Origin of the sequence: Sulfurimonas sp., from assembly GCF_014859695.1 — a bacterium.
GTDB lineage: Bacteria > Campylobacterota > Campylobacteria > Campylobacterales > Sulfurimonadaceae > Sulfurimonas.
The window spans coordinates 1-9,682 of the sequence record NZ_JACUTS010000066.1 but is presented as its reverse complement, the minus strand read 5'-3'; the positions used below and the strand labels follow the sequence as shown (position 1 = coordinate 9,682).

Sequence of the window (9,682 nt, the reverse complement as noted above, 5' to 3'; positions counted from 1 at the left end):
ATAATCAGAATTGTAGCATAAGAAGACAACAAAAATTCTATGCGTGAAAGTTGAAATATAAGAAAATTTGTTCCCGCCACAAAGCGAAGTCTTTAAAAGCGGGCGTATTCATTTTAGCATGTAGCATTAGAGCTTAACTTGTCTATACAAGTGTAACCTATCTGTAATATTTCACCAGTATAATTTCTCCAAAAAAATGTATACAACTTAAGATGTTGATATTACACACTTTTGCAAAAAAATTTCGTAAATACCTCTCATTTTTCGAAAAGTACCCTTTTCGTAGCTTCAGGGGTTGCAGGGACATCAGTTATGAAATTATTTATCAATATTTGAAAGATAAGATTGAGGAGAAGGAGGTAAAAATCCAAAAAAACTCATCAAATTAAGCCAATGAGAAGAGAAGAGCCGCCGTCTATCTAAACATAACAAATACCTAAATAGACGGCTTTAGTTTTTGAGTTAAAACTCATTCTTATTATAACTAAACAGGAAAAAAAATGAAAAAAATAGTAATCACAACACTCATCGGGTTATCGGTATTGAGTAGTGTGGCAGCCGCTAAAGAGTGTTTGACGCTTGGACTTATCCCTGCTGAAGATCCAAAAGCAATGCTTGAACAGTATAAGCCAATGGCACAGTGGCTTGAGAAAGAGACGGGTCAATGTATTGAGCTTAAAGCTTCAACTGATTATACGGGTGTTATCGAAGCCATGAGAGCAAAAAAAGTAGACATTGCTTGGTTTGGCCCATTCTCCTACGCAATGGCAGCCCAAAGAGCAGGTGCAGAAGCATTTGCAGTCGGTATAAACAGTAAAGGCATTACTACCTATAAATCATACCTCGTAGCGACTCCTGAAGTTGTAAAAGCCTTGGATATAACTACACCGTTAGTCGGTCTTGAGGGGATGAAACAGCTTAATACAAAATTAACTCCATACAATGGAGAGTACCTGATGGCATTTACAGATGTTGCATCGACTTCGGGATATGCTGCTCCTAGGTATTTTATGTATAAAGCTGGAATTGATCCTAAAAAAACATTTAAAAAGGTATCTTTTACAGGGACTCATGATGCTGCTGAACTTGTTATAAAAAATAAAATCATGGATATTGTAGCAGATAACGACATCTCATATCCAAAAATGCTAGAGAGCGGCAAAATCTCAAAAGAGACAAATGTAGTAATCTGGGAATCATCTCCGCTTCCCGGTTCACCATTGGCTTATAGAGGGGACTTGGATAGCGATATAAAAGAAAAAATCAAAAACGCTATTGTAAAAGTGCCAAAAAATATAGTTACGGGTTATGGAAAAATAACAGGTTACAAAATAGTAGATGATAAAGAGTTTGACATCATCAAAGATATGAAAAAAGTAATTGATGAAGTGAGATAATCACAATTTAAAACTGGGCTGCTTATGCAGTCCAAAATCAAAGGTAGAAAATGAAAATAGAGATTAGGAATTTATCTAAAAAATTTGGAGATCAAAAAGTTTTAGATGATATAAATTTAACCATTAAGCAAGGTCAAAAAGTAGCATTTATTGGACTTAGCGGTTCAGGAAAAACTACTTTGATGAGAAGTATTAACGGTTTTGTAACCCCTGATGTCGGGGAGATAATAGTAGATGGCAAAAAAATAGATTATAGATCAAAAAAAGAGGTAAAAGAGCTAAGAGCTAAGGTTGCCATGGTCTATCAACTCTTTAATCTGATTGAAAGAACTACGGTTTTGCACAATGTGCTAACCGGCACTTTGGGGAAAAAAAGAGTTTTGTCGGAGAGTGTAGCTGTAGGCATGGGATTTTTCAAAAAAAGCGATAAGAAAAAAGCAAAAGATATCTTAGAGTTTGTAAAACTAGCCGATAAATATGATGAAAGAGTTGATAGTCTAAGCGGTGGACAAAAGCAAAGAGTAGCGATTGCAAGGGCTTTAATGCAAGAGCCTAAAATATTACTAGCAGATGAACCGACGGCAAATCTTGATATAAAAACGGGTAAAAAAATACTCAAGCTTTTTTCTAAGATTAATGAAAAAGAGCATACTACGACTATTACGGTTATCCATCAGTTAGAGCTTATTAGTGAAAAGTATTTTGATAGAGTTATAGGTCTCTCTAATGGAAAACTGATTTTTGACGGTCATCCCGATGAACTAACACATGAGATTTTGACTTCAATTTACGGTGATTTGGAATCTAGTGAAGATGATGAAGAGTTTGGCGATGAATAAAAAAGTTGCATATGCCCTTTGGGCAATAGCTTTTTTTGTTGTAATTTGGTCGTTTCAAATCTCACAGGTAAGCATAACTGCCCTGATAGAAGGATATCAATACGGAATAGATTTAATAAAAGAGATGTTCCCACCCAATTTTAAAAATTTTGACACCATAGTCGAGCTTTTGGGCGAAACAGTGGCCATGGGCGTATGGGGAACGATAATCGGAACAATTATATCTTTGCCGCTTGGATTTTTGGGTGCGAGAAATCTAGCACCAAATAAAATAGTATATGTTTTAATCAATGAGTTCATAAATATTTTACGCTCGATTCCTGATATTGTGTATGCGCTTATTTTTGTTGTTTCTGTTGCTGTTGGAAGTTTGGCAGGGATACTTGCTATTATATTTGCAACTATCGGGCTTTTGACGAAGTTTTATATTGAGAGTTTTGAGAGTATCGATATGAAACCGATTGAAGCTATCAAATCAACGGGAAGCGGTTATGTCTATATGCTTCGACACGGTATTTTTGAACAAGCGCTCTCGCTTATTAGCAACTATACGCTTTATTTACTAGATCACAACATAAGAATCGCTATGGTTTTAGGACTTGTAGGAGCAGGCGGGATTGGCATGGAGCTTTACGGTGAGCTTCGGTATTTTAACTATGACAAAGTGGCTGCTATGCTTATTTGTATTCTTATCATACTGAGCTTAATCGATAGAGTTTCAAATTATGCAAGAGAAATCATCTTGCATTCAAGCAAACACAATCATGAGTACTTTAAAAAAACATTTCTCGCTATTTTGTTTTTAGCGCTTGGAACAGTGGCAATAATTTACAAGCCCTTAGAGCTTGGCTCACTTATCGCAGGACTTCCTAGAGTGTATGAAACACTTGCAGGTTTTTTCCCGCTTGATTTAGGAAGGATCGAGGAGTTTGGATTTTTAATGCTAGAAACCATTGCAATGGCAATAGCCGCTACGGTTATGGCTATAGTTTTTTCGCTACCTCTTGGATTTGTATTGGCAAAAAATATAAAAGTAAATACTCCAACAAGAGTTATTGTAGGAGAGTTTGTTAATTTTTTACGAGCGATGCCTGATTTGCTTTTTGCGATTATTTTAGTATCTATTGTTGGGCTTAGTCCATTTGCCGGAGTTCTTGCAATTGCACTGCATGTAACAGGATTTTTAGCAAAGTTTTATGCAGAAACTATAGAGAGTATAGATGAAAAACCAATCGAAGCATTGACTTCAACGGGGTCATCAAAACTGCACATACTCTATCACGGATACTTTAAACAGATAGTTCCTCTGTTTCATAGCTACAATCTTTATATGCTTGATAGAAATGTAAGAGCCTCAACAACTATGGGGCTTGTAGGAGCAGGCGGTATTGGTTTTGAGCTTATTATGAGTATCAAACTTTTTGAGTACCAACAAACGGCGACGATTATTTTACTTATTATCATCGTTGTCTCAATCATCTCTAAAGTTTCATCATACTTTAGAAAAAAATTAGTATAGGAAAGAAAATGTTACGAGAAGATTTAAACTTTATCCTTCAAAAAGCTGATTTTAGCCTACTTGAAGAGTTATATAACAAAATAAAAAATGAGTTAAATATTGTAGTGCTTCAATCTCCTGTGCAACAAACACTATTGCAGCCAATTTTCGATCCAATCAGTAAAGGAGAGTTTTATGCCGGAGAATTACTGGTCACAACTACAATTATACAAGTGGGGAATGATTTATCAAGCAAAGGATGGGCAATGGTGCAAGATGACAATGAAAAGCTCTCCCTATATATTGCGGTTTGTGATGGGTGTTTTGGTGCTAATCTTTTCAAAGAAGAGATTGAAGCTTTGGCTGCCAAAACAGTACAAAATATACAAAAATTGCAAAAAGAGCTCAACAAAAAAGTCAATGCCACAAGGGTAAATTTTGACCTTATGGCTCAAGGATAAAGAATGAACAATATGGATTTAGAACAATTAAACAGACAAAACTTTAAAAGCTTGAGTGATGCGTTGGCGATGCCTGGGAAAATTACTAAAATAAAGAGTGTATTTGATTCGCACTTATTAGCAGTTGCAAATCTACTTTTCTTTAATGAAGTTACTTATTATTACAGCGGAGATGAAGATATTACTTTAATAGAAGCTATCACAAATCCAAAAATAACCACCATACAAGAGGCTGATTATATCTTAAGTGATGTTATTGATACTCGCCTAATCCTTGAAGCAAAAAAGGGAGATTATCTTAACCCTGATTTTTCGGCAACCTTGATTTTTAAATGTGAAGATTTTAACTCTTACTCACATCTTTTAAGTGGTCCCGGAATTGATGGGAAAAAAGAGGTAAATCTCCCTTGTAATAAGAAATTTATAGATGTTTTGATGAAAAAGAATAGTGATTATCCTTTAGGGGTTGAGATTTTTTTCATTAATAGTATCGGTGAGCTAATAGCCCTTAGCCGTACAACGAAAGTGGAGGTGCGATAATGGGATTTGTGGCAATTAAAGGTGGGGAAGAGGCCATAAAAAACTCTTTAGCTTTTTATGAAGAAGAGATAAATTTAAACCAAAAGATTGATGCTTTTGCAATAGAAAACTCTTTAAGATACGGGGTTGATAAAGTGATAAGCGAGGGAAGTTTGTATTCTAAAAAACTCTCTGCGCAAGCCATACTAAAAGCAGGTGGGGATTTGCTCAATGCATCTTTTTTTCTAAGAGCCCATAGAAGTTCTTGTGCTAGAGCGGGAATCGCAAAAACAATTCACACGGATGAGATGAGAGTGGTACGAAGAATCTCTTCAGCTTTTAAAGATATCAAAGGGGGTCAAATTTTAGGACCTTCAGGCGATTATGAAGTGAAACTCATCTTGACAAAAACGATAGATAAAACAGTTTGGGATGATTATAAAAATGATGATATTTTTGTAGAGTCTGCTCTAAAACCTCTAAGAGATGCCAATATGATAAAAACTTTGCCAAAAGATGAACATATTAGTGACATCACAAGAGTTTTCCCATCTGCTCCATATCCACGAAGTGCCGTAATGCAAATAATGGCAAGGGGTGAGAGCGGTTCGATGTTAGCATTTGCCTACACCTCTATGAGAGGATATGGGGATGTCCATCCTACTATCGGCGACCTTAGACTTGGAAGGAGTGAAGTAAAATTTACCCATCCCTTTACTAAAAATGAAGTAAAAATCGGCGAGATCGATATCACTGCTTGTGAAGCAGCTGCTACTTTTGAAAAACAAAGTGATGGAAGCACGAAGCTTACAACAGGGTTTGGATGTTGTTTTGGTTTTAATGAAACAAAAGCGATAAGTATGAGTATCCTTGATACAACTCTTTATAACAAATCACATACTATAGGTCAAGGCGGCATTGCTGATAATTTTGAGATGATAGTGCATCATATAGATGGAATAGAATCGCAAGGCTTTACTAATCACTACAAACTTCCACACTATGTAACATTTCAAGCAGACCTGCAAGTATATGAAAATGCAAAAAAATACTTAAGCATTGGGGAGAAAAAATAGATGAGATACGGTTTTTTAGATGAAGATGCAAAAAAAGAGATAAGACGAGCTACTTTAAAAGCCATAGCAATCCCAGGGTATCAGGTATCTTTTGCGAGTCGTGAGCTTCCTATTGCTAGAGGCTGGGGAACTGGTGGACTGCAAGTGACGCTAGCTATTATCAATGAGGAAGATTGCCTAAAAGTGATAGATCAAGGGTGTGATGGAAGTGTCAATGCTGTTAATATCAGAAACTTTATCGTTTCAGTTACAGACAACCAAACAACTTTAGATACGGTATGTGCGGATATTATTCAAAGTCGTCATAGAATCCCTGAAGAACCTATGAGAGAGGGGCAAACACTAGTTTTACAAGTCCCTTATCCTGAAGTATTAACCAATGTTGAAGCCGACAGTTATAAGCAAAAAGTGATGCATGCAAATAGTGACTATGCGAAATTGTGGGTGCTTTTATATGAAGATACGGCTCAATTTGGAGACAGCAGAATCGGGCACAGATACCCTGTGATGGTACATGATAGATATGCCATGGATCCTAGTCCCATACCAAAATACGACACTAAAAAATTAAACAACAATAAAGCACTCATCCTTTTAGGGGCAGGAAGAGAGAAAAAAATCTATGCAATACCACCTTACACAAAAGTAGAGCCTTTGAAATTTGAAGACAGAGAGTTTAAAGTGGAGAGTTTTGCAAACAAAAAATGTGCAAGATGTGGAGCAAGTGGGGTGTTTATGGATGAAGTGCATACCAATGAGGGTGAAGTGAAATTTTATTGCAATGATACGGCATATTGTGATAAGCAGTTAGAAAAAGGGGCAAGATAATGATACTTGATTTAAAAAATGTCAATAAAGTGTATGGGAGATTTTGTGACAAATGCCTAGAAAGCACAGGAGCAGAATTTGATAACTCTATTTGTCCACATTGCGGAAGTGTAGTTGCTGTAAATAGTATCAATTTACATCTTAAAAAAGGGGAGATTTTAGGAATTGTAGGAGAGAGTGGAAGTGGTAAATCAACACTTTTACAACTCATCTATCAAGACCAAAAAGCAAGTAGTGGAATTATTCATATGGATACTTTTGTAGATGCTCTTGGCGGGTATAAAAATGTACTTGAAGCTAATGCAAACGAGCTAGGATATTTAAGAGATGAATTGATGTCGATGATTTATCAAAATCCACGACTGGGACTTAATTATCAATTTAGTGCAGGGGGAAATATCGCCGAAAAAGTAATTATGAGTGGCACAAAAAAATATGAAGAGATTAGAGCTAGAGCTTTGTATTTTTTAGAAAAAACAGAAATTCCGGTTCAGAGGATAGATGATTATCCTGATTGTTTTAGTGGCGGGCAACAACAAAGAATTCAAATTTCAAAAGCACTCTCAAGCAATCCAAAAATTTTACTTCTTGATGAACCGACAACAGGACTTGATTTATCGGTTCAAGCCAAAATCTTAGACTTAATAAAAGAGTTGCAAAAAGAGATAGGGTTTGCGATGGTTATTGTTTCGCATGATTTGGGTGTCATAAAGCATCTAACTGACATTTGTATTGTGATGAAAAACGGCAAGATAGTAGAGTATGGATTAACGGATCAGATTTTAGAAGACCCACAGCATCCATACACTCAAGTGCTAGTTTCAAGTGTATTGTAGGAGTGGTTATGGAAAAATTAAAAGTTAGAAATTTATCAAAAGAGTTTACGGTACACACAAGAGGCGGTATCAAAATACAAGGGTATGAAGATATCAATTTTGAAGTGAAAAAAGGGGAGTTTTTATCCCTTTACGGACCAAGCGGGATGGGAAAATCTTCTATTTTAAAAGCACTTTATAGAACATATACTACTACTTGCGGAGATATTATTTTTACAAAAGAGGATGGAGCTAGCGTTAATATCGCAACTTGTGATGAAAGCACAATGCTTAGTTTGCGAAAAGATGAGATCGGGTATGTATCGCAATTTTTAAAAGTGTTGCCCAGAATCGGTGCGGTGGATGTGGTAGCACAGCCATTGATAGATAAAGGTGAAGATGAAAAAAATGCAAAAGAGGCTGCTTGTGAGTTGCTTAGTTATTTAGGAATTAAAGAGGAACTTTTTAATGTTTCACCTCTTACATTTAGCGGTGGAGAACAGCAACGGGTAAATATTGCAAAAGGAATTATCGCCCCAAAATCGGTACTTTTGCTAGATGAACCGACTGCTTCACTTGACCACAGCAACACCATGAAAGTGATACAAAGACTTCAAAAAATCAAAGCTGAGGGTGTTGCTATGATAGGGATATTTCATGATTTGGAAGCTATGAGAGCCATTAGCGATAAAGTTTACGATATAAGGGAAAAAAAATATGCAGACAATCATTAGAAGTACAAATATACTCATTGATGGAAAGTTTCAAGGTGCTGATATTGTTATCAAAAAAGAGAAGATAGAATCAATTTGTGAGTATAAAAGCTTAGATGTTGCTATAGATTTTGGAGACAAAAGGGTCGTAGCAGGATTTGTGGATTTGCATGGCGATGCGATAGAAAAAGAGATAGAACCAAGACCTGGAGCTAGATTTTCTACCTCTATGGCAGTAGTAGAACTTGATAAAAAACTCTCAATGGCTGGAATCACTACCATGTTTCATGCTGTCGGGTTTAATGATGGAGAGTTAAGTAAAGGCAGAGGTACAGAACAGTCTCGTGAGTTAATAGAAGAGATTTTTCAAACAAATAAGCAACATTTGGGAATTGATAATTTTATCCATGCACGATTTGAAATCACAAGTGAGAGTTCTCTTGAAACCGTAAAAGAACTCATAAAATCTAAAAAAATAAATCTACTGTCAATTATGGATCACTCACCTGGGCAAGGGCAGTTTAAAACTTTGGAGGCTTGGAAAAAATATTTCTTAAAAACTTATGCTATACATGAAGATGAAGTGGAAGAGTATCTTCTCAAAAAAGCATCAAAAGATAAAAAATCGGTCGTGGAAGATTTAGTGACTTTTTCAATTAACCATAATTTGCCGGTTCTTAGTCATGATGATGATTGTATAGAAAAGCTCAACACTCTTAAAGCTTTAGGTGTGAGTTTTTCAGAGTTTCCACTCTCTTTAGAAGTTGCTACACAAGCTAAAAAAATGGGAATAAAAACAGGTATGGGTGCACCAAATGTTGTAAGAGGTGGATCTCAAAGCGGAAATATTGCCGCTGTTGAACTGATTAAAAATGGCGTTTGTGATTATTTGTGTAGCGATTATCATCCTGCTTCTATGCTTTTAAGTCCATATAAGCTTCAAAAAGAGTTAGATTTAAGCCTTGAAGAGGGGTTTTCTATGATTAGCTCCACTCCTGCGAAGCTCGCAGGACTTGATACTAGAGGTGAGATAAAAGAGGGATATTTGGCTGATATAGTAATTATCGATGAAGCCCATATCCCAAAAGTGGTTATGACTTTTAAAGACGGTGAAGTCGTGTATAACGGAATTAAAAACTTTAGGTTCTAATGATGATAAAAATAATTTTAATAGTAGGAGCAAGCGGGGTTGGTAAAGATACCCTGCTTAAGGCAATACAAAATGATATAAAAGCAACTTTTGTCACTCGATATATTACAAGAATTCCAGATGAGAATGAATCAAACTATTATATAAGTAAGGATGATTTTTTGTACTTAAAGAGAAGTGATTTTTTTGTTTCCTCGTGGAAAGCTCATGGAAATATATACGGTATATCAAAGCATTCAATAAAAGATGGACTTAATATTATCTCTATATCAAGAGAGGCTATCAAAGATTTTGAAAACACTTTTGAAGATGTTGCAACTATAGAAATTGGAATACCAAAAGAGATGCTCTATCTTAGACTTAAAGATAGAGGCAGAGAGAATGAA

10 protein-coding genes and 1 pseudogene are annotated in these 9,682 nt (G+C 35.8%); all 11 read left to right on the top strand.

The features are described from left to right. The first annotated feature begins 500 nt into the window (after nucleotides 1–500). On the top strand, nucleotides 501–1,397 hold the full coding sequence (gene phnD / locus IBX42_RS09755; protein ID WP_294932388.1) for a phosphate/phosphite/phosphonate ABC transporter substrate-binding protein: 897 nt from the start codon (nucleotides 501–503) through the stop codon (nucleotides 1,395–1,397). A gap of 50 nt (nucleotides 1,398–1,447) precedes the next feature. Next, entirely contained in the window at nucleotides 1,448–2,236 is a 789-nt protein-coding gene (gene phnC, locus IBX42_RS09750) for a phosphonate ABC transporter ATP-binding protein (RefSeq protein WP_294932385.1), read from the top strand. Further along, nucleotides 2,229–3,755 carry a phosphonate ABC transporter, permease protein PhnE gene (gene phnE, locus IBX42_RS09745; RefSeq protein ID WP_294932382.1) on the top strand — a complete coding sequence of 509 codons (1,527 nt, stop codon included), beginning with the start codon at nucleotides 2,229–2,231 and terminating at the stop codon, nucleotides 3,753–3,755. The genes phnC and phnE overlap by 8 nt, the downstream gene beginning before the upstream one ends. An 8-nt stretch (nucleotides 3,756–3,763) precedes the next feature. Then, on the top strand, nucleotides 3,764–4,195 hold the full coding sequence (locus IBX42_RS09740; protein WP_294932379.1) for a phosphonate C-P lyase system protein PhnG: 432 nt from the start codon (nucleotides 3,764–3,766) through the stop codon (nucleotides 4,193–4,195). 3 nt (nucleotides 4,196–4,198) lie between these two features. Then, nucleotides 4,199–4,735 (top strand): phosphonate C-P lyase system protein PhnH, encoded by a 537-nt coding sequence (locus IBX42_RS09735; protein WP_294932376.1) that lies wholly within the window; start codon nucleotides 4,199–4,201, stop codon nucleotides 4,733–4,735. After that, nucleotides 4,735–5,790 carry a carbon-phosphorus lyase complex subunit PhnI gene (locus tag IBX42_RS09730; protein ID WP_294932373.1) on the top strand — a complete coding sequence of 352 codons (1,056 nt, stop codon included), beginning with the start codon at nucleotides 4,735–4,737 and terminating at the stop codon, nucleotides 5,788–5,790. The genes IBX42_RS09735 and IBX42_RS09730 overlap by 1 nt, the downstream gene beginning before the upstream one ends. Further along, nucleotides 5,791–6,618, top strand: coding sequence for an alpha-D-ribose 1-methylphosphonate 5-phosphate C-P-lyase PhnJ (locus IBX42_RS09725; RefSeq protein WP_294932370.1), 828 nt, complete (start codon nucleotides 5,791–5,793; stop codon nucleotides 6,616–6,618). It begins immediately after the preceding gene. Then, nucleotides 6,618–7,454, top strand: a complete 837-nt coding sequence (locus IBX42_RS09720) for an ATP-binding cassette domain-containing protein (protein WP_294932367.1) — start codon at nucleotides 6,618–6,620, stop codon at nucleotides 7,452–7,454. The genes IBX42_RS09725 and IBX42_RS09720 overlap by 1 nt, the downstream gene beginning before the upstream one ends. Before the next feature lie 8 nt (nucleotides 7,455–7,462). Continuing rightward, nucleotides 7,463–8,167, top strand: coding sequence for a phosphonate C-P lyase system protein PhnL (phnL, locus tag IBX42_RS09715; RefSeq protein ID WP_294932364.1), 705 nt, complete (start codon nucleotides 7,463–7,465; stop codon nucleotides 8,165–8,167). After that, nucleotides 8,151–9,296: an alpha-D-ribose 1-methylphosphonate 5-triphosphate diphosphatase gene (locus IBX42_RS09710; RefSeq protein WP_294932361.1), complete on the top strand. Its 1,146-nt coding sequence runs from the start codon at nucleotides 8,151–8,153 to the stop codon at nucleotides 9,294–9,296. Before phnL ends, IBX42_RS09710 begins: the two co-directional genes overlap by 17 nt. 2 nt (nucleotides 9,297–9,298) lie before the next feature. Next, nucleotides 9,299–9,682, top strand: a pseudogene (locus IBX42_RS09705) (hypothetical protein); the annotation flags it as partial.

Coding starts and splice junctions, on each gene's coding strand:
- IBX42_RS09720 (WP_294932367.1), top strand. CDS start 6,618: ATGATACTTGATTTAAAAAATGTCAATAAAGTGTATGGGAGATTTTGT.
- phnD (WP_294932388.1), top strand. CDS start 501: ATGAAAAAAATAGTAATCACAACACTCATCGGGTTATCGGTATTGAGT.
- IBX42_RS09735 (WP_294932376.1), top strand. CDS start 4,199: ATGAACAATATGGATTTAGAACAATTAAACAGACAAAACTTTAAAAGC.
- IBX42_RS09740 (WP_294932379.1), top strand. CDS start 3,764: ATGTTACGAGAAGATTTAAACTTTATCCTTCAAAAAGCTGATTTTAGC.
- phnE (WP_294932382.1), top strand. CDS start 2,229: ATGAATAAAAAAGTTGCATATGCCCTTTGGGCAATAGCTTTTTTTGTT.
- IBX42_RS09710 (WP_294932361.1), top strand. CDS start 8,151: ATGCAGACAATCATTAGAAGTACAAATATACTCATTGATGGAAAGTTT.
- phnC (WP_294932385.1), top strand. CDS start 1,448: ATGAAAATAGAGATTAGGAATTTATCTAAAAAATTTGGAGATCAAAAA.
- IBX42_RS09725 (WP_294932370.1), top strand. CDS start 5,791: ATGAGATACGGTTTTTTAGATGAAGATGCAAAAAAAGAGATAAGACGA.
- phnL (WP_294932364.1), top strand. CDS start 7,463: ATGGAAAAATTAAAAGTTAGAAATTTATCAAAAGAGTTTACGGTACAC.
- IBX42_RS09730 (WP_294932373.1), top strand. CDS start 4,735: ATGGGATTTGTGGCAATTAAAGGTGGGGAAGAGGCCATAAAAAACTCT.